The following is a 19,336-nucleotide window of genomic DNA, read 5'->3' as shown; positions in this document are numbered from 1 at the left end:
GGGCGCATGGGGGTGGTGCAGATGATCGTGTGGGGGCTTTCCGCAGTTCCTGCCGTACGGGACCTGGACGTGCTGACCGATGACCAACGGGCCGTGCTGAGGTGTCTCGCGCGTGGTCACGCCGACCACGAGATCGCGCGTGTGCTCGGCTTCGCGCTGCAACGGGTGGCCGACGAGGTGGCCGACATCCTGCGAAGGCTGGATCTACCCGATCGGGTGGCTGCCGTCGTCTTCGCGCACGAGGCCGGGATGCTGCACCTGCCGTTCCCGCGCTGACAGGAACAGGTAGGCGCCGAGTCCGACCAGGTAGAGGCTCGCGGCGACGAGGATGAGCGCGTGCGAGCGCCCGTTCAGCGGGACGACCATCGCGGTGATGGACACCGCCGTGACCTGCGCGATGTTGAAGAGGGTGTCGTAGAGGGCGAACACGCGCCCGCGCACCTCGTCACCGACGTCTTGCTGCACGGCGGTGTCCACGCAGAGCTTGACGATCTGACCGGCGAAGATGATCACGAAGCTGGCCAGCAGGATGGTCGGCAGCGTCATCGGCAGCCCGAGTCCGACCTGGGCCGCGGCGGTCAGCAGCAACGCACCGCAGATCGTGCGCTTGGTGCCGAACCTGTCGACGATCCGGTCGGTCAGGACGCCGGCGAGCAGCACACCGGCGCCGCCCGCGACCGCGACCTCGCCGAGCCCGCCGATGCCGGCCTTGAGGATGCCGACGTCCTCCAGGCTGTAGCGCATCAGCAGCAGCGTGATCATCAGGCTGATGCCGAACGCGGCCCGGTGCGCGAGCAACGCGGCCAGCCCGGCCGTCACGCTCGGCGTGCGCCAGGTGGCCCTCGCGCCGTCGACCAGGCCACGGGCAACGGCCGTGATGGCGTGGTTCGGCTCGTCGACCTCGTCCGGCCCGAGCACGCCCGCCTTGAACCGGCTGGCGATGAACGCGCTGAGCAGCAGCCCGACCACGGCGATGCTGGTGGTCCACGCCGAACCGCCGTCCCCGGCGCCGAGCAGTGTGCGGAACCCGATCGCACTGGCCGCACCGATCACGGCCATGACCGCGCCGGCCGTCGTGGCCAGCGCGTTCGCCTCGACCAGGTGGTCCTCGTCGACGACGTGCGGCAGTGACGCCGAAAGCCCGGACCCGACGAACCGGCCGATGCCCATGACGACGAGCGCGGAGACGTAGAGGGGCAGCCCGCTCAGCCCAGCGCCCACGGCGAGCGCGGTGAGCAGCACGAACGCGGCGCGCAGCAGGTTCGCGACGACGATGACCCGCTTGCGGTCCCACCGGTCGAGCAGAGCGCCGGTGAATGGCCCGATCAGCGAGTACGGCAGCAGCAGCACCGCGAACCCGGCCGCGATCGCCGCCGGATCGGCCTGGCGCTCGGGGTTGAACAGCACGGCCCCGGCGAGCCCGGCCTGGAAGAGCCCGTCACCCCACTGCGACGCGAGGCGGGTGGCGAGAAGTCTGCGGTAGGCGGGGATGCCGAGGAACCGGCGTGATCCCCAGTGGTGCTTCTCCACCGCAAGCGTTGTCACCGTTGCACTCTAAGCGCGTGGCGGTGAAAACCACGAAAGCCGGACCTCGCGGTCCGGCTCCCCTGGTGCCGGATGCCAGGTCGCCTCACGGCGCGGTGCACCAAGCGGTTCCAGCCGAACGGTATTCCGCAAGGGCGGTTGTCTGTTGAGCCCGGGGGACACAAAGACATCCGACACCTCAGTCTAACGGGACGCGGGCCTGAGTTGTTCCGGCGATCACGGGTGATTTCATGGTGACGTGCGTCCCGATGACGAAGTCGAAGTCGAGCCAGGTTCCCTCTTGGTAGCTGCTCCGAGCCTGAACGACCCGAACTTCAAGCGCACCGTCGTCTACATCATCGACCAACGTCCAGAGGGGACCCTCGGCGTCGTGCTGAACCGCCCCTCCGAGGTGGCGGTGCACGACGTGCTGCCGCCATGGGGCTCACACGTCACGAAGCCGCAGTGCATCTACATCGGCGGCCCGGTCGAGCAGAAGACGGCGCTGTGCCTGGCAGCGTTGAAGGCGGGCACCGACCCGTCCGCCGTGGAGGGTCTGGTCGGCGTGCAGGGCCCGGTCGCCCTGGTCGACCTCGACGCGGAACCGGACGACCTGATGCCGCTGGTGCGCGGCCTGAGGGTGTTCGCGGGCTACGCGGGCTGGGGCGAGGGCCAGTTGCAGGGCGAGATCGACCGCGGCGACTGGTTCGTCGTGACCGGACTGGCCGACGACGTGCTGGTCGGCGCGAAGGCCGACCTGTGGGGCAGGGTGCTGCGCCGGCAGGGCATGCCGCTGGCGCTGCTGTCGACCTATCCGAACGACCCCAAGGACAACTGATTCACTTGACTTCACCCACAACTCGGGCTTCCTGTTTCGCTGCCGATTGCGGTAGGGGCGAACCCTTCCGTCTGACATCAGCTCCGCAGGCATCGCCCGAGTCGCCTCGGGCTACGGCTTGACCAGCCGCAAGGATGTTCTTCGCCGCGTTGATGTCCCGGTCGTGCCGGGTGCGGCAACTCGGACACGTCCAATGCCGAGACGACAGCGAGAGCTGTGTCAGTCGGTGGCCGCAGGTGGAGCAGAGCTTGCTGGACGGAAACCAGCGGTCGATCACGACCAGCGCGCGCCCGGTCCGGGAACACTTGTATTCGAGTTGACGGCGAAACTCGCCCCAGCTCACGTCGGAAATCGCGCGGGCGAGGTGGCGGTTGCGGACCATTCCCCGGATGTTCAGGTCCTCGATCACGATAACGTCGGCTGAACGCACCAGCCGAGTGGTAGAGCGGTGCAGGAAGTCTTGACGAGCGTTGCGGACCTTGCGATGAGCACGCGCGACTTTGGCTTTCGCTTTGCGTCGATTACTGCTTCCCCGCTGGCAGCGAGCCATTCGGCGCTGGTAGCGGGCAATGTTTCGGGCTTTGACCGCAAGATGTCGTGGGTTGGCGATCCGCTCGCCGTCACTGGTCACGAGGAAGTCCGACAAGCCCAGGTCTACGCCGATGGAGCGCCCGGTCGGCTCAGCGGAGACCGGTGCGTCCGTGTCCACGGCGAAGGTTGCGTACCAGCGTCCATCTGGATCGCGGGAGATCACGACCATCGTCGGATCCAGTTCGACGACGTCGATGTCGTTGAACGACCACACGAACTTCAGCGGCGTTGCATTTTTAGCGAGCGTCAGCAAGCCGTCGCGCATTCGGAACGCGGAGCGCGTGTAGTGCGCACTCTGCCGACCCATCCGAGACTTGAACCTCGGGTATTGGGCACGTTGAGCGAAGAAGTTCTGGAACGCAGTGTGCTGGTGGCGCAGCGTCTGCTGCAGGGGCACTGACGACACCTCGGACAGGAACGCGAGTCCTTCGGTCCGTTTCCACTCGGTCAACGCATTGTCTGTCTCTCGGTACGACGTGCGAATGCCCTTGGTCAGGAAACGTTGCCTGCGCTGTCCCAACGTCATGTTCCACACCAGACGTACGCACCCGAACGTACGGTTCAGTACCGCAGCCTGTTCAGCAGAGGGGTAAGCCCGGCATTTGTACGCTGTTCGCACGGTGGACAGCGTACTGACGTCTGAGCGATCCAAAGGGGGCTTGTGAGCCGGGTCAGCGGTCTTGATTCACGTGAAACGTGGGCACGAAAAGGCCGGACCACCCAGTGATCGGCCTTGCGAGAAGTCCTAGAGCCCCGCGAGAGGCGAGCAGCCGCCACCACCGCATGCGCACCCGCCACAGCCCTTCGGCTTGACCGGCTCCGGCACCAGCGCGGCCGCCCGGCTGCCCATCACGCCACCCGCGAGGGCGATCGTGAGCGCGCCGATCAGCCCGATGACCCCGGCGGTCACCGCCAGGTCGGCCATCACGAACGCCATCGCGCCGGACACCACGGCCACGACGCCGGCGGCCACGTTCGGCACACCCGCGACCCGGTTGGCCAGCGCGAACGTCTCCTCGTCCCGCAGGGCGGCGGCCGTGCGCACGCCGACGAAGCGGTTGCGGCGCAGCTTGCCCTGCAGACCCAGCAGACCGACCGCGCCGAGAGCGACGCCGAGCACACCCAGGACGACCGACAGCACGATGTTCACCCCATGAGGGTAAGACCGGACCGCCGCCGGCCTCACGCTCACCCCGGTCTGATGTGCCGCAGGCCACCGCCCGGTTCATCGTGCTTGCGCTGCGCTGATACCGTTGAGGACATGAGCACGGCCCGCCTGCTCCTTATCTAGCCGCGACGACCTCTTCGAGAGACGGTCGGCGCGGCCACCCTCCATGCCCGTATGGGCTGGGGGGTTTCGTCATGTCAGGGGCAGGAACAGACGTGAGAGGGACCTTGAAATGAGCACGGACGCGGCGGAGATTCCCGCCTACCGCTACACCGCCGAGCTGGCGAACCAGATCGAGGAGCGGTGGCAGCGGTACTGGGAGAACCACGGCACCTACCACGCGCCCAACCCCGTTGGCGCGCTCAAGGGTGACGTGCCCGCGGACAAGCTGTTCGTGCAGGACATGTTCCCGTACCCGAGCGGCGCCGGCCTGCACGTCGGCCACCCGCTGGGCTTCATCGGCACGGACGTCTTCGCGCGGTACCACCGCATGAACGGCCGCAACGTGCTGCACACCATGGGTTTCGACGCGTTCGGCCTGCCCGCGGAGCAGTACGCGGTGCAGACGGGTCAGCACCCGCGCAAGACCACCGAAGACAACATCAACACCTATCTGCGCCAGATCCGCCGGCTGGGGCTGGGTCACGACGAGCGCCGTCGCATCTCGACGATCGACCCCGAGTACTACAAGTGGACCCAGTGGATCTTCTTGCAGATCTTCAACTCCTGGTACGACGCCGACGCCGGCAAGGCTCGTCCGATCGCCGAGCTGATCTCGCAGTTCGAGTCTGGCGAGCGCGACGTCGAGGGCGGCCGCACGTGGTCTGAGCTGTCTTTTGCCGACCAGCAAAGGATCTTGGGCGATTTCCGCCTGGCCTACATGTCGGAGGCGCCCGTCAACTGGTGTCCCGGACTGGGTACTGTCTTGGCGAACGAAGAGGTCACCGCGGACGGTCGCAGTGAGCGTGGCAACTTCCCGGTGTTCAGGAAAAGCCTGCGCCAGTGGATGATGCGCATCACCGCGTACTCGGACCGGCTGATCGACGACCTGGACAGGCTGGACTGGCCGGACAAGGTCAAAGCCATGCAGCGCAACTGGATCGGGCGCTCGCACGGTGCCCGAGTCCGATTTGCGGTGGGAAGCGAGAACATTGAGGTCTTCACGACCCGTCCGGACACGCTGTTCGGCGCGACCTACATGGTCCTGGCACCGGAACACGAGCTGGTGGACCAGATTGCGACGTCCGATCGCGTGGCAGACATCGCCGCGTACCGGCGCGCAGCGTCCCTGAAGTCCGAACTGGACCGTCAGGAGAACAAGGAGAAGACCGGCGTCTTCATCGGGGCGTACGCCACGAACCCGGTGAACGGCAAGGACATCCCGGTCTACATCGCCGACTACGTGCTGATGGGCTACGGCACGGGCGCGATCATGGCCGTGCCCGGCCAGGACCAGCGCGACTGGGACTTCGCGAAGAAGTTCGACCTGCCCATCATCCGCACCGTCCAGCCCTCGGAAGGCTTCGAGGGCGAGGCCTACACCGGCGACGGCCCGGCGGTGAACAGTGGCTTCTTGGACGGCATGGCGATCGACGAAGCCAAGAAGACCATGATCGGCTGGCTGGAGGAGAACGGCCACGGTCACGGCACCGTCCAGTTCAAGCTGCGCGACTGGCTGTTCAGCCGCCAGCGCTACTGGGGCGAGCCGTTCCCGGTCGTCTACGACGAGGCCGGCACCGCCATCGCGCTGCCCGAGTCGATGCTGCCGATCGAGCTGCCCGAGGTCGACGACTACTCGCCGCGCACCTTCGACCCGGAGGACGCGAACACCGAGCCGTCGCCGCCGCTGTCGCGCGCGACCGAGTGGACCACCGTCGAGCTGGACCTGGGCGACGGCCTGAAGACGTACCGCCGCGACACGAACACCATGCCGAACTGGGCGGGTTCGTGCTGGTACCAGCTGCGCTACGTCGACCCGGTCGAGACCGAGCGGTTCGTCGACCCGGAGAACGAGAAGTACTGGCTGGGCCCGCGCACGGCCGAGCACGGCGCGACCGACCCCGGCGGCGTCGACCTGTACATCGGCGGCGTCGAGCACGCGGTCCTGCACCTGCTGTACTCGCGCTTCTGGCAGAAGGTCCTGTTCGACCTGGGCCACCTGTCCGGCGACGAGCCGTACCGCCGCCTGTTCAACCAGGGCTACATCCAGGCGTACGCCTACGTCGACCCGCGCGGCGTCTACGTCCCGGCCGACGAGGTAGTCGAGCAGGACGGCAAGTACACGTACAACGGCGAGGAAGTCCGCCGTGAGTACGGGAAGATGGGCAAGAGCCTGAAGAACGTCGTCACGCCGGACGAGATGTGCGAGAAGTACGGCGCCGACACCTTCCGGTTCTACGAGATGTCCATGGGCCCGATGGACGTGTCACGGCCGTGGGCGACCAAGGACGTCGTTGGCGCGCAACGGTTCATGCAGCGCCTGTGGCGCAACCTGGTCGACGAGACCGACGGCTCGCTGCGCGTCACCTCCGACGAGCCTTCGGTGGAAGCGTTGCGGCTGCTGCACAAGACGATCGCCGGCGTCCACGACGACTACGCCAACCTGCGCTACAACACGGCGGGCGCGAAGCTGATCGAGCTGAACAACTTCGTCACCAAGCACTACTCGTCCGGCACGCCCCGCGCGCTGGCCGAGGCCATGGTGCTGATGCTGGCCCCGCAGGCCCCGCACGTGGCCGAGGAGCTGTGGTCGAAGCTGGGCAACGACGGCTCGCTGGCACACGGCCCGTTCCCCACGGCCGACGAGCAGTACCTGGTCGAGGACACCGTCGAGTACCCGATCCAGGTCAACGGCAAGGTCCGCTCGCGGGTCGTCGTCTCGGCGTCCGCGGCGCAGGACGAGATCAAGGCCGCGGCACTGGCCGAGGAGAAGATCGCCGAACTGGTCGCCGGTGGCGAGCCGCGCAAGGTGATCGTGGTGCCGGGTCGTCTGGTGAACATCGTTCTGTAGGGACGAGAGGAGCCGGCGCGGCTACGGCTGCGCCGGCCACTCCTCCGGGGCCGGGCCGAAAGCGCGCCGGGCTGCCCGGACGGCGAAGGTGGCCATGGCCGCGTTGGCGCCACCGCCGATCAGCGCGCCGATGCCGAACGGGACCGCCCGGCCGAGGACGATGATCCCCTGCCTGGTGCCGTACTTGGTGATGAAGTTCCTGCCCAGGACCTTGTTGATCTGCCTCAAGGTGGTCACGGGCACCGCGTTGACGAGCTGACGGGCCCAGTGCTGGCCGGTGCGCTCGGCGATCTTGCCGATCGTCTTGGAGCTGGACTCGCCGAGCAGGATTCCCAGGACGAGGGTGCGGCGGCGTTCGATCTCGTCGAGCGGGATCCCGTGGACCTCGGCGAGCGAGAGAACGTACAGGGCGCTCAGTTCGAGCGAGGACAACGCCTCGCCTGCCGACAGCGCCAGTGCGACCCCGGTTCCGACGCCGGGCGCGGCCGCCGCTCCTCCGACTGCGGCTCCCGTGCCGGTCAGAGCGCTGACGTACATCTTCTCCAGCGTGCCGATGACCTCGGCGGGCGTCGACTCCGGGTTGCGCTGACGAGCTCGGGCGATGTTCTTGCGCACCAGCGGCGCCTGCAGTCCGATCGCCTTGTCCAGCAGGTCGAGGACGGCCTGGCCCGGGCCGCTCGACGGCTCCGGTTCTTCGACGGTGTCAGGGAGATCGGTGGCTGCCACGGGTCGTATGTCGTCGAACGTCCGCTCGGCGCTACATCACTGCTCGACCTGCGCGAACCCGATGTCCGACAACATCTGGTCCAGCATGCTGTCGAACATCGGCTCCGGGTTACTCACCGCGAACGGGAACCGCCCGAACACCTCCAGCGCCACGTGCCCGTACAGCCGCACCCACGACTGCACCACGTGGTAGATCTTGCCCAGGTTGAGGACCTCGTCCGCGAGCGTCACGCCGTGCTCCGCCACCGCGTCCCGCAGCACCTGCTGGAACCTCACCAGGTCCTCGTGCAGCACGGAGGGCACTTCCTCCTCTACGTGGTGTGCGTCCTCGTTGGACGCGATCAGCGGCCCAGCCAACTGCAGGAACACCGAGCCGAACTGGTCGGCGCCCAACGGGTCGCGCGGCGAGGCGAACACCAGCGCGAACTCCTGCGGGTGGGCCAGCGCCCAACGGCGGAAGGCGTGGCACACGGCGCGAACCTTGCACCCCACCTGGCCTGACGTGTCCGCGGCCAGGTCCGTGTGCAGGGCAGCCGCCATGTCGGCGCAGATGTCGTCGCAGAGTTGGCGCAGCAGCGCGTCGTGCGAGTCGTAGTAGCGGTACAGGGCCGGCGCGGTGATGCCTAGTTTGCGTGCGATCGCACGCAGGGTAACCGCGTCGCGGCCGCTCTCCACCAAAAGAGTGCGGGCCGCTTGCCGAATCTCACGCTCGGTCTCGGCGCGGAGTCGTTCTCGGCGAGTGGCCTCGGTCATATGTCACTCCATCGGGTTGTAGACCCCGTCCGCTGACCCGTACGGTTTCAGTGAACGGTGTTTACAAGAGTTCACGGGATTTACAGCACGGTAACCCAGGAGGCCGGTCGTCGATGTTCGCGAAGTGGGGATCTATCGCATATCGCCGCCGGTGGGTGGTGTTGATCGCGACCGTACTGCTCGCGGTCGTCGGCGGTGTGTGGGGCATCGGCGTGTTCGACAAGCTCAGCCAGGGTGGTTACGAGGCTCCTTCCAGTGAGGCTGCGCGGGCCGACAAAGTAGCCGAGGAGGCGTTCGGGCGGCAGAACGGTGACGTGATCGTCATTTATCGCGGCGATTTCGCCAACCCGGTGGAGCTCAAGAAGGTCGTCGACCACGTCAGCGGCTTTCCCAAGGACGACGTGCTCAAGGCCGTCGGACCGGTGCCGTCGGACGACAAGCAGCAGGCTCTCGTCGCCATCACGCTGAGCAGTGGTGACTCGAACGAGCAGATCAAGCAGTTCCAGGACATCCAGCCCCAGCTGAAGATCGACGGCTTCACCGAGCAGGTCGGCGGGCTCGTGCCCACCCAGAAGGCCATCAACGACATGTCCCAGGAGGACCTGACGCGCGCGGAGATGTTCTCGCTGCCGCTGGTCCTGCTGTTGCTCGTGATCATCTTCGGCGGCCTGGTCGCCGCCAGCCTCCCCGTTGTCGTCGGTGGGCTCGCGATCATGGGTGCGCTCGGCGTGCTGCACGCCGTCGCCATCTTCACTGAGGTCAACTCGTTCGCGGTCAACGTCGCCTCGCTGCTCGGCCTGGGCATGGCGATCGACTACGGCCTGTTCATGGTCGGCCGGTTCCGCGAAGAGATCGCTCGAGGCCGTACGGTCGAACAGGCCGTCGGCCGCACGGTGGCAAGTGCAGGCCGCACTGTGGTGTTCAGCGCGACGCTGCTGGTCATCGCACTGGCCGGGTTGCTGCTCTTCCCGCACGGCTTCCTGAAGTCCCTCGCCTACGGCGGCGTGGCCTCGGTCGCGATCGCGGCGCTGGTCTCGGTCACGCTGCTTCCCGCGTTGCTCGGCGTGCTCGGCCACCGGGTCGACAAGCTCGCGATGCCGTGGCGCAAGAAGGAGCCCAGCGAACGCGGCTGGCGCAAGCTCAGCGGCAAGGTCATGAAGCGGCCCGTGCTCATCGCCGTGCCGATCGTCGGTGTGCTCCTCGCGCTCGGCTCGCCGTTCCTCGGCGTGCAGTTCGGCCAGGTGACGGAGAAGGTGCTGCCCGAGGGCAACGCCGTGCGCGTCGCGACCGAGAACATCAACCAGAACTTCTCGGCGCTCTCCAATACCGGCTTCAAGATCGTCGTCAAGGGTGGTGACGAGGCCGCGGTCCAGGCCTACCTGGGCAAGGTCAAGGACGTCCCCGGTGTCGGCGAGGTCCAGCCGACGGGCTCGGGCAACGGCGTCACGGCCGCGTCCGCCGGTCTCGACGGCGACGCCCTGAGCGAGGAGTCGAAGCAGGCGCTCAAGGACGTCCGCGCGATCGCTCCGCCGAACGGGGCCGAGGTGCTGGTCGGCGGCAACACCGCGACGGTCAGCGACTCGCTCGACGCCATCGCCGACGGTCTGCCGCTGATGGTCACGCTGCTGGTCGGCGCGACGCTGATCCTGATGTTCCTGGCGTTCGGCTCGGTCGTGCTGCCGATCAAGGCCGTGCTGATGAGCGCGCTGTCGCTGTCCGCCACGTTCGGCGTGCTGGTGTGGATCTTCCAGGACGGCCACGGCGCAGACTGGCTCGGCGTCACGCCGGGGCCGCTCGAGTCCGGCATCGTCGTGCTGATGGCGGCCATCGTGTTCGGGCTGTCGACGGACTACGAGGTCTTCCTCCTCAGCAGGATGGTCGAGGCCCGCGGCCAGGGTGCGACGACCGAGGAGGCGGTGACCACCGGCCTCGCGAAGACCGGCCGCGTGATCACCTCGGCTGCGTTGCTGCTGATCGTGGTGACCGGTGCGTTCGCGTTCTCGCAGGTGGCGATGATGCGGTTCGTCGGCGTCGGCATGATCCTCGCGCTGGCGCTCGACGCCACCGTGGTCCGGATGCTGCTCGTGCCCGCGGTCATGAAGCTGCTCGGCAACGCCGCGTGGTGGTCACCCGGCCCGCTCAAGAAGATCCAGGAACGCCTGGCCCTTCACGACGAGCCGGTGGACGACCTCGACGACTTCGACGACGAGGTCCGCAGGCCCGTTCCGGTCGGCTGACCGGGAGGGAAGGCGATCAGGGCCGCGTCGAACAGGCGCGGCCTCGCCTCCAGCTCACCCGTCTTCATCCGGTACGTGGTGAGCACCGCGTTCGTGCTGTCCAGGACCGTCGTCGTCGCGCCGGTGGCGAGGAAGACCCTCGTGTCACCCGGCGCGATGGCGACGCTCGGCGAGTCGATGGGCAAACGTTCGCGCACCGTCATGGACGCCGTGTCGACGACCGCGACGGAACGTTCCTTCGGCAGCGTCACGTAGGCCGTGCGGCCGTCCGGCGTGACGGCGATGCTGCCCGCTCCCCTGCCGACCTCCACCGCGCCGACGACCTGGTTCGTGGTCGTGTCGATCACCGACAACGTGCCGGGCGTCGTCTGGCCGAGGCGCATGCTGCTCACGTACAGGCGCTTGCCGTCCGGTGAGATCGCCACGTGCTGCGGCAGCCCGCCGACCTGCACCGTCGAGGTCTGGAACGCCGTCGCGGTGTCGACCAGGCCGACCGTGCCGTCCTGGGAGTTCGCGACGTAGAGGATCTTGTTGTCCGGGTGGGCGGCGAGGCCCTGCGGCTGCCCGCCCGCCTTGATCACCGCGACCATCTGGAAGTTCTCCGGGTCCACCACCGCGACGCCGCCGCTGGCCGAGACGTAGAGCCGCTGGCCGTCCGGGCGCATCACCGCGTGCGAGAGCTGGACCTGCGTGAAGAGCCGGTCGACGATCGCACCGCTCTGGGGGTCGACGACGGTGATCGCGCCGGTCCACCCGTTGACCACGTAGAGCCGCCGCCCGTCGGGCGACACCGCGACACCCGTCGCGCGGCCCCCGGTGTCGGCCTGCACCAGAACGGCACCGTTGCGGGTGTCCACGACCTGGACGAGACCGGTCTTGCCCACCACGTACGCAAGCGGTGCCACCGATGCGGAAGAAGTGGTCGTGTACTCGTGCCCTTGGTGAACACCCATCGCCGCGAAGGCCGCTGAGAGCGCTAGAACCGCGGCCACGAGGCGTGGCTTTGCCATACGGCCGATGGGAACACTTCCGGGTGGCTTCGATCCACTTCAGTCACTCGACCGAGGGAAATCTATGCCTGGATGTAGTACTGCCGTGGTCCGCGACGGCGGTGCGGACCACGGCAGCACGATCAGTAGGAGGGCGGAGCCACTGGTTTGGATTCATATGACTGCGGATTCTTCGCGGATGTCACCAGTTTGGCGTAACGGGCGCCCGCGGTGAGCAGGACCAGACCGGCACCGAGGAACGCCAGCACGCGGGCGACGCCGTCGAGCGCGGAGAGGTCGAACAGCACCAGCTTCACGACCGCGGCGGCGACCAGGATCAGGCCGGAGATCCGCAGCGCCTTGTTGTTGATCCCCCTGACCAGCAGGAACAACGCGGCGATCGTCCACGACACGGTGACGACGGAGTGTCCGAAGAGGAACCCGGTCTCGTCCGGCGACACGAGGAGCGCCGCGCACAGCACCGCACCCGCCGCGCCGTAGAGCAGCACGAGCCCCGAGACGATCCACGGGAACGGGTGCCTGGCCGGCTCGCGCAGCACCTGCATCTTCAGCGCGGCCCACGGCAGCACCGCCGCGAACACGCCGAGCACGATCGCCGTCACCAGGCCCGCCGCGTAGTCGCCGGCCTCGACGTTGTTGAAGAAGCGCGGCTCGTCGAGCAGCCACGTGATCGGCACGGCGATCCCGACCGTCATGATGAACCCGACGAAGCCGAACGCGATCGAGCCCACCAGCGCGCTCTTCTTGTTGAGGCGAGCCGCGAGGAACGCCAGCAGCACCGCCTCGGCCAGCACGATCGCCGTGCGGACGTTGCCGTCGAGCGCGATCACCGTGGTCTGGAACAACGCGAGCATGCCCGTCGCACCGGCCGCCGTCGTGAACGCGCGGGGCAGGTCGGGGACCATCCAGATCGCCAGCAGCACGGCGGCGACCACACCGGCGAGGATCGAGTTGGCCGGGTTCTCCAGCAGCGTCGTCGCGAACATCGCCGGCAGCGCCGACCCCGCGATCAACGCGACCGCGACGACGTCGTCGGGACGCTTGCGGATCGTGAGGAACGCGACCGCGATGCCGACGACGGTCGTGGCCGCCGCGACGCCGACCACGGTCCACTCGTAGGAGCGCGGGATGGCGTTAGCGGTGGTGAGCAGCGAGGCGAGGATCGGCGGGAAGCCACCGGCGATGGCGAGGCCCGGCCAGTTGCGCCTGATCTGGACCGGCGTGCTGGCCATCTTGAGCACCAGCAGGAAGCCGACGAGCAGGACCGTGAAGCCTTCGGTGATGATCGGCGAGCACAGCGCGCACGCTGCGACGACGGTGACCGCGAGCGCTTGCGACTCCCACTTCAGCGCGAGCACGACACCGGCTGCCGCGACGGCGAGTCCGACGACGAGGCCGACGCTTTCGGGCAGGTAGTGGTAGAGGCTGGTCGCGGCGATCACGTCCAGGTAGAGCCCGGCGAAACCGGTGAACGCGAGTGCCATCGCGCCGGTGCGTCCGGCCGGGTTGCGGTGCAGCCACATGCCGATGCCGACCAGCGCGGCGCTGAAGACCGCACCACCGATCACACGCGGCAACGGGCCGAGCCAGCCGCGCTGCACGGCGAGGACCAGCAGCAACACGAAGCCGAGCACGGTGATCGCGCCACCGACCCACGCCAGCAGCTTGGCGCCGGCGCCGTCCTTGCCGAGCTTCTCGAACAGGGTCTCGCGCGGCTGCTGGGGCCACGGCTGCTGCTGCGGGTGGGGCCACTGCCGGCCGGGCGGAGGCGGGAACTGCGGTCCCGGCGGCGGGAACTGCGCGCCGGGAGGTGGCTGCTGGCCGGGGAACGGCGGGCCGGCGGGAGGCAGCTGGGCCGAGGCCGCGGTCTGCTGTGACCAGGGATTCGCCTGCTGCGGCGCACCCACAGGCGGCGCTCCGGCCGGCGGAGTCGGGACGGTCGTGGCCGGCGGCTGCGGCACCGCGACCGGCCGCGCCACCTCAGGTGCCTCGAGAACCGCGGTCGCGGTCGAGGCGGAGCGCTCACGCAGCTCCGTGCTGATCGTCGTCAGCCGCTGCCCGATGGCAGCGAGCTCCAGCGCGAGGCGCTGCTCGTCTCCGAGGCGATCCTGTCCGTCCATGTGATCAGAGTGAGGCAGAGCACGCCCGGTGACATCCGTACACCTACTCATCCACCGGTCTCGGCTTGACTACATCCATGTGTAATCGATTAACTACGGCCTTGTGACGACCATGAAGGACGTCGCGCAGCACGCCGGCGTCTCGACCGCCACCGTGTCGCGCGTGCTCAACGGGCATGCCGCACCGACACCCGAGACCCGTGAGCGCGTGCTCGCCGCGATCGAGGAGCTCGGCTACCGGCGCAACGCCCTGGCGCGCTCCCTCAGGACCACCAGCACCCAGACCCTCGGTCTGGTCATCAGCGATCTGCTGAACCCGTTCTTCGCCGAGATCGCCCGAGCGGTCGAGGACGAAGCCCGGTCACAGGGCTACTGCGTCGTGATCGGGAACGCCGACGAGAACACCGAGCAGGAAGCCACCTACGTGCGCACCCTGCTCGACCGCCGGGTGGACGGCCTCCTGCTGTGCCCTGCGACAGACGACCCGGGTCTGGTTCGCGAAGTGAGCGCAGGCGGCGTACCCCTGGTTCTGCTCGACCGGACGGTCAGGGGCGCCACATGCCCCGTCGTCCGCGCTGACGGCAGCGAGGCGTTGACCGCGCTCGCCCGGCGGCTCGTCGGCGCCGGCCACACCCGCATCGGAGTGATCGCGGGTCCGCCGAACACCTCCACTGGAAGAGAACGAACCGACGTGCTCACGGGCTCGCTCGGTGGCCTCGCGCAGGTCGTGCACGGCGACTTCCGCCAGGGGAGCGGTAGTCAGGCCGCCGCGAGGCTCCTCGACGACGGCGTCACCGCCCTCATCGCGATGGACAACCTGATGGGCCTCGGCGCGCTGGGCGAGATCAGGGCCCGCGCCCTGCAGATCCCGCACGACATCGCGTTCGCGGTGTTCGACGACCAGCCGTGGTTCCCGCTGCTCGACCCGCCGATCACGGTCATCGCGCAGCCCACCGTCGAGATGGGCAGGGCCGCCGCGCGCAGCCTCCTCGCCCTGATCGACGGACGGCAGCCCGACGACGTCCGTCTCACCGCGAAGCTCGTGCTGCGCGGTTCCCTCGGGGAGGCCGAGCTGTGAACGCCCTCATCACGGCCCGTGGCATCACCAAGCACTTCGGTGCCACCAAAGCGTTGGACGGTGTCGACCTCGACATCTTCGCGGGCGAGGTCCACGTCCTGCTCGGCGAGAACGGCGCGGGCAAGTCCACGCTGGTCAAGGTCCTCGCGGGCATCCACGGCCACGACGCGGGCACGATCGAGGGCCACTCCAGCCTGGCCGTCATCCACCAGGAACTGGCGCTGGTCCCCGAACTGAGCGTCGCCGAGAACCTGTTCCTGAACCGGCTGCCGAGGAAGTACGGCTTCGTCGACCGCGCCGAGATGCGCCGCAGGGCACCGGAACTGCTGAACCGCGTCGGCCTGAACGTCGACCCGGACGCCAAGGTCAAGGACCTCGGCATCGCCCAGCAGCAGATGATCGAGATCGCCCGCGCGCTCGACAAGAACGCGGGCGTGCTGATCCTCGACGAACCGACCGCCGTGCTCACCGAGACCGAGACCGACCGGCTGCTGCAGATCATGGCCCAGCTGCGCGACAACGGCGTCGGCCTCGTCTTCATCACCCACCACCTCGACGAGATCCAGCGCGTCGCCGACCGCATCACCGTGCTGCGCGACGGGCGAAGCGTCGGAGTCCTCGGCCCGAAGGCCACCACCCAGCACATGATCGAGCTGATGGTCGGCCGCCCGATCGACGAGCAGTACCCGCGCGCACAACAACGTCCGGGCCAGCCGCTGCTGAGCATCTCGGGCCTCACCAAGCGCGGGGTCTTCGAGGACATCACCATCGAGGTCCACGCGGGCGAGGTCGTCGGCATCGCGGGCCTGGTCGGAGCCGGACGGACGGAAGTCGTGCGGGCCGCGTTCGGTGTCGACGGCTACGACCACGGCAAGGTCGAGGTCGACGGGAAACCGTTGCCCAGCCACAACGTCCAGGCCGCGATCAAGGCAGGCCTCGGCCTGGTCCCGGAGGACCGCAAGGGCCAGGGCCTCGTCCTCACCGCCACGGTCGGCCGGAACCTCGAACTCGTCACGCTCGGCAACCGCGACCAGCAGCGCCTGCACGACATCGCGGGCAAGCTCCGGATCAAGGGCCGCGTCGAGCAGCCGGTGAAGGAGCTCTCCGGCGGCAACCAGCAGAAGGTCGTCATCGGCAAGTGGCTGCTGGCCGACCCGAAGGTGCTGATCCTCGACGAACCGACCAGGGGCGTCGACGTCGGCGCCAAGGTCGAGATCTACGAGCTGATCAACCGCATGACCGCGCAGGGCCGGGCCGTGCTGCTCGTGTCCAGCGATCTGCCCGAGGTGATCGGGATGAGCGACCGGGTCGTCGTGATGGCGCACGGCCGGATAGCCGGTGAGCTGCCCAAGGGCGCGATCCAAGACCAGGTGATGGCACTCGCCGTGCAGGAGATCTCAGCGTGAGCACGATCAGCATCCGCAAGTACGCCAGCGAGAACGGTGCCCTCGCGGGGCTTCTCGTCCTCGCCCTGGTCATCGCGATCATGCAGCCGGCGTTCCTCAACGCCCAGAACCTGCTCAACGTGGGCGTGCAGGCCGCGGTCATCGCGATCATGGCGTTCGGCATGACGTTCGTGGTGGTCGCGGGCGGCATCGACCTGAGCGTCGGCAGCATCGCCGCGCTCGCCGCGATGGTCGGTGCGCTCACCGCGGGCCCGATCGGTCTGCTGGTCGGCGCGCTCTGCGGCCTCGTCAACGGCGCGCTGGTCAGCTACGGCAAGCTGCCGCCGTTCATCGCGACGCTGGCCATGCTCAGCGTCGCCCGCGGTCTCACGCTGGTGTTCTCCGAGGGCCAGCCGCACGAGACCGACGCGCTGGTCACGTTCCTCGGCTCGAACCTCGCGCCGATGGTTCCGTTGCCGCTGCTGCTGATGCTCGCCTTCTTCGGCATCACCGGCCTGGTCCTCACGCGCACCAACCTCGGCCGTCGCATGTACGCGATCGGCGGCAACGAGGAGGCCGCGAAGCTCAGCGGCATCGACGTGCGCCGCAACAAGCTCTGGATCTACGCGTTGTCCGGCCTGTTCGCCGCCGCCGCGGGCCTCGTGCTCGCGGGACGGCTCGGGTCCGCCGGTCCGCAGGCAGCGGTCGGCTACGAGCTCGACGCCATCGCCGCGGTCGTCATCGGCGGTGCGTCGTTGTCCGGTGGCGTTGGCCGCGCCACCGGGACGTTGGTCGGCGCACTCGTGCTCGCCGTCCTGCGCAACGGCCTCAACCTGCTGCAGGTCCCGCCGTTCTGGCAGCAGGTCGTCATCGGCGCGGTGATCGCTCTCGCCGCGCTGCTCGACTCACTTCGCCGTCGCTGAGAAAACCCGCAACAGGTAAGGAAGACACCAATGAAGGTGACCCGACGGATCGCGCTGACGCTCGGTGCCGCTGCTCTCGTGGCGACCGGCTGCAGCGGAACAGGGGCGTCCGGAGACATCACCATCGGCCTCGCGGTGTCCACTTTGAACAACCCGTTCTTCGTGGAGCTGCAGCAGGGCGCGCAGGAGATGGCGGACAAGCTCGGTGCCAAGCTCACCGTGGTCGACGCGCAGAACGACGCGACGAACCAGGTCAACCAGGTGCAGACGCTGGTGACCCAGGGCGTCAAGGCGATCATCCTGAACCCGGTCGACTCCAAGCAGTCCGCGCCCGCCGCGAAGGCCGCCGAGACCGCGAACATCCCGCTGATCTCGGTCGACCGCGCCGTCGAGGGCAAGGTCGCCGCCGAGGTCGCCTCGAACAACGTCTCGGGCGGCAGCCTCGCGGCCATCGAGCTCGGCCGCGCCACGTCCGGCGAGGTCGCGCACCTCAAGGGCATCCCGGGCGCGTCGGCGTCGCGTGACCGCGGTCAGGGCTTCGAGCAGGGCCTGAACAGCGGCAACATCAAGGTCGTCGCCTCGGCCGTCGCCGACTTCGACCGCGCCAAGGGCCTCAACGAGACCACGAACCTGCTGCAGGGCCACCCCGGTCTCAAGGGCCTCTTCGCCGAGAACGACGAGATGGCGCTCGGCGCGATCAAGGCCCTCGGTGCCCGCGCCGGCAAGGACGTCCAGGTCGTCGGCTTCGACGGCACGCCGGACGGCCTGAAGGCGATCCAGGACGGCACGCTCGCCGCGACCGTCGCGCAGCAGCCGAAGCTGCTGGGGTCCAGGGCCGTCGAGCAGGCCGTGCACGCAGCCAAGGGCGAGCCGGTCCAGCAGGTCGTGGACGTCGAGGTCAAGGTCATCACCGCGAAGAACGTGGCAGAGTTCGTCAAGTGACGCAGACTCTGCTCGTTCTCGGGTCCGCCAACGCCGACCTCGTGGTCGAGGTCGGCAGGCGGCCCGCCGGCGGTGAGACCGTGCTCGGCGGCGACACCGTCGTGCTGCCCGGCGGCAAGGGCGCGAACACCGCCGTTGCCGCCGCTCGCGTCGGAGCGTCCGTCGCGCTGGTAAGTGCTGTCGGTGGCGACGGGTACGGCTCGCTGCTGCGCGAGTCGCTGGAGTCGTCCGGTGTCGGCACGGCACTGGTGAAGACTTCCGAGCGCCCCACCGGGATCGCGTACATCACCGTGACGCCGGACGGCGAGAACTCGATCGTCGTCTCCCCCGGCGCCAACGCCGACGTGTCGTTGTCCGATGTGGACGCTCTGTCGTTCGACGGCGTGCAGGTGCTGACCTGTTCGCTGGAAGTGCCGCTGGAGACGGTGGTCCACGCGATCGGCGTGGCCTCGGAAGCAGGCGTCCGGACCGTGCTGAACCTGTCGCCGGTCGCCGACCTGCCCGCGGAGACGTTGCGGCGGCTCAGCGTTCTGATCGTGAACGAGCACGAGGCCGCACAACTCGCCTCGGACTGGCAGGGCCTGCTCGACCTGGGCCCGGCCTCGGCCATCATCACCCTGGGCTCGCGCGGCGCCGCCGTGGTGGAGAAGTCCGGCGTCGTCGAGGTGCCGTCGATCGAGGTCGACGAGGTGGTCGACACGACCGGCGCCGGTGACGCGTTCGCCGGTGCGCTGTCCGCCCGGCTCGCCGAGGGCGACGACCTGGTGCGGGCCGCGCGCTACGCCGCGAAGGTGGCGGCGCTGTCCGTCACGAAGGCGGGCGCGCAGCCGTCCTACCCGACGGCCGCCGAGGTCGGCTGACCCGGTGCGGTGATCACGATCTTCACCGTGTTCTCCGACGCTCGGCACGGCACCACTGCGGTGAGGGCGGACGGAAGCCGCACGGCTGGTCACCGCTCCGTTCGGCCCAGTCCGCGCCCAGGCTGTGAATTGGTCACACTGAACTGTCCTGGGTTTCCGGTCGGAGGGTAT

General features: G+C 68.5%; 16 protein-coding genes. 9 read left to right on the top strand and 7 right to left on the bottom strand.

Features of this window, described 5'->3' with window-relative positions; all coding sequences use genetic code 11:
* Positions 1 to 6: 6 nt before the first annotated feature.
* Positions 7 to 276: a LuxR C-terminal-related transcriptional regulator gene (locus IEY88_RS26350; protein WP_189157511.1), complete on the top strand. Its 270-nt coding sequence runs from the start codon at positions 7 to 9 to the stop codon at positions 274 to 276.
* On the opposite strand, the gene IEY88_RS26345 is transcribed toward IEY88_RS26350, so the two are convergent.
* Entirely contained in the window at positions 205 to 1,545 is a 1,341-nt protein-coding gene (locus tag IEY88_RS26345; RefSeq protein ID WP_229693770.1) for an MFS transporter, read from the bottom strand. The genes IEY88_RS26350 and IEY88_RS26345 overlap by 72 nt on opposite strands.
* Positions 1,546 to 1,783: 238 nt before the next feature.
* On the opposite strand from IEY88_RS26345, the gene IEY88_RS26340 reads away from it, so the two are divergent.
* Positions 1,784 to 2,362 (top strand): YqgE/AlgH family protein, encoded by a 579-nt coding sequence (locus tag IEY88_RS26340; RefSeq protein ID WP_189157510.1) that lies wholly within the window; start codon positions 1,784 to 1,786, stop codon positions 2,360 to 2,362.
* Position 2,363: 1 nt separating this feature from the next.
* On the opposite strand, the gene IEY88_RS26335 is transcribed toward IEY88_RS26340, so the two are convergent.
* Positions 2,364 to 3,572 (bottom strand): RNA-guided endonuclease InsQ/TnpB family protein, encoded by a 1,209-nt coding sequence (locus IEY88_RS26335; protein ID WP_189157509.1) that lies wholly within the window; start codon positions 3,570 to 3,572, stop codon positions 2,364 to 2,366.
* Positions 3,573 to 3,698: 126 nt separating this feature from the next.
* On the bottom strand, positions 3,699 to 4,103 hold the full coding sequence (locus IEY88_RS26330; RefSeq protein ID WP_229693768.1) for an SdpI family protein: 405 nt from the start codon (positions 4,101 to 4,103) through the stop codon (positions 3,699 to 3,701).
* 250 nt (positions 4,104 to 4,353) lie between these two features.
* Between IEY88_RS26330 and leuS the strand changes: the two genes are divergently transcribed.
* Positions 4,354 to 7,131 carry a leucine--tRNA ligase gene (gene leuS, locus IEY88_RS26325; RefSeq protein WP_189157507.1) on the top strand — a complete coding sequence of 926 codons (2,778 nt, stop codon included), beginning with the start codon at positions 4,354 to 4,356 and terminating at the stop codon, positions 7,129 to 7,131.
* A gap of 21 nt (positions 7,132 to 7,152) precedes the next feature.
* On the opposite strand, the gene IEY88_RS26320 is transcribed toward leuS, so the two are convergent.
* Both IEY88_RS26320 and IEY88_RS26315 read right to left on the bottom strand, forming a co-directional pair.
* Positions 7,153 to 7,857, bottom strand: coding sequence for a hypothetical protein (locus IEY88_RS26320; RefSeq protein ID WP_189157506.1), 705 nt, complete (start codon positions 7,855 to 7,857; stop codon positions 7,153 to 7,155).
* 36 nt (positions 7,858 to 7,893) lie between these two features.
* A complete protein-coding gene (locus IEY88_RS26315; RefSeq protein ID WP_189157505.1) occupies positions 7,894 to 8,610 on the bottom strand; it encodes a TetR/AcrR family transcriptional regulator in 717 nt (238 codons plus the stop codon).
* A gap of 158 nt (positions 8,611 to 8,768) precedes the next feature.
* Between IEY88_RS26315 and IEY88_RS26310 the strand changes: the two genes are divergently transcribed.
* Positions 8,769 to 10,847 carry an MMPL family transporter gene (locus tag IEY88_RS26310; RefSeq protein WP_229693782.1) on the top strand — a complete coding sequence of 693 codons (2,079 nt, stop codon included), beginning with the start codon at positions 8,769 to 8,771 and terminating at the stop codon, positions 10,845 to 10,847.
* Here IEY88_RS26310 and IEY88_RS26305 read toward each other — a convergent pair.
* Positions 10,778 to 11,857, bottom strand: a complete 1,080-nt coding sequence (locus tag IEY88_RS26305; protein WP_189157503.1) for a beta-propeller fold lactonase family protein — start codon at positions 11,855 to 11,857, stop codon at positions 10,778 to 10,780. The genes IEY88_RS26310 and IEY88_RS26305 overlap by 70 nt on opposite strands.
* Positions 11,858 to 11,979: 122 nt before the next feature.
* Positions 11,980 to 13,977, bottom strand: coding sequence for a DUF2339 domain-containing protein (locus IEY88_RS26300; RefSeq protein ID WP_189157502.1), 1,998 nt, complete (start codon positions 13,975 to 13,977; stop codon positions 11,980 to 11,982).
* Positions 13,978 to 14,089: 112 nt separating this feature from the next.
* Between IEY88_RS26300 and IEY88_RS26295 the strand changes: the two genes are divergently transcribed.
* The 5 genes from IEY88_RS26295 to IEY88_RS26280 are packed head-to-tail and all read left to right on the top strand — an operon-like array spanning position 14,090 to position 19,165.
* The gene (locus IEY88_RS26295) at positions 14,090 to 15,055 is read left to right on the top strand and encodes a LacI family DNA-binding transcriptional regulator (protein WP_229693781.1); all 966 of its coding nucleotides are present in this window, start codon (positions 14,090 to 14,092) and stop codon (positions 15,053 to 15,055) included.
* Positions 15,052 to 16,461 (top strand): sugar ABC transporter ATP-binding protein, encoded by a 1,410-nt coding sequence (locus tag IEY88_RS26290; protein ID WP_189157500.1) that lies wholly within the window; start codon positions 15,052 to 15,054, stop codon positions 16,459 to 16,461. Before IEY88_RS26295 ends, IEY88_RS26290 begins: the two co-directional genes overlap by 4 nt.
* Positions 16,458 to 17,363, top strand: coding sequence for an ABC transporter permease (locus tag IEY88_RS44440; RefSeq protein WP_229693767.1), 906 nt, complete (start codon positions 16,458 to 16,460; stop codon positions 17,361 to 17,363). The genes IEY88_RS26290 and IEY88_RS44440 overlap by 4 nt, the downstream gene beginning before the upstream one ends.
* A gap of 30 nt (positions 17,364 to 17,393) precedes the next feature.
* Entirely contained in the window at positions 17,394 to 18,305 is a 912-nt protein-coding gene (locus IEY88_RS44435; protein WP_229693766.1) for a substrate-binding domain-containing protein, read from the top strand.
* The gene (locus tag IEY88_RS26280) at positions 18,302 to 19,165 is read left to right on the top strand and encodes a ribokinase (RefSeq protein ID WP_189157499.1); all 864 of its coding nucleotides are present in this window, start codon (positions 18,302 to 18,304) and stop codon (positions 19,163 to 19,165) included. The genes IEY88_RS44435 and IEY88_RS26280 overlap by 4 nt, the downstream gene beginning before the upstream one ends.
* The last annotated feature ends 171 nt before the right edge of the window (positions 19,166 to 19,336 follow it).

This window comes from Lentzea pudingi, from assembly GCF_014646255.1.
GTDB classification, from domain to species: domain Bacteria; phylum Actinomycetota; class Actinomycetes; order Mycobacteriales; family Pseudonocardiaceae; genus Lentzea; species Lentzea pudingi.
This window is presented reverse-complemented; position numbering and strand designations above follow the sequence as displayed.